Origin of the sequence: Photorhabdus tasmaniensis (genome assembly GCF_011189505.1) — a bacterium.
GTDB classification, from domain to species: domain Bacteria; phylum Pseudomonadota; class Gammaproteobacteria; order Enterobacterales; family Enterobacteriaceae; genus Photorhabdus; species Photorhabdus tasmaniensis.
Window position 1 is genome coordinate 1 of sequence record NZ_PUJU01000253.1, and the last position, 288, is coordinate 288.

At 61.5% G+C, this 288-nt stretch carries 1 pseudogene; it reads right to left on the minus strand.

The annotated features are described in order from the left end of the window. Positions 1 to 124: 124 nt before the first annotated feature. A pseudogene (locus C5471_RS24745) lies at positions 125 to 288 on the minus strand (site-specific tyrosine recombinase XerC); the annotation flags it as partial.

A 288-nucleotide genomic window follows, 5' to 3' on the forward strand; every position in this document is an offset into this window, starting at 1 on the left:
GCCGGCACTCCGAAGGTGGGCAGGCAGTCCGTGCGCAGGGACGCGCGCGGTCTGCCTTTCACTGCACCCCACACGCTCACAGGGAACCGGCTAACGTTAAAGACTGTCCAACCGCACTGAGATTTCAGGCCGGCTTCGGGCTGTCCGGCCTGGCGCTATCGGCCTGCTTATCGTCTGGCGGCGTGGCCTGCTTTGACTGCCGTTCTGCCGGGTGGGTCTGCTCATGCACTTTCTTTAAGTGACCGATGGCCACCCGCGTATAGATTTGCGTGGTTTCCAGTTTCTCAT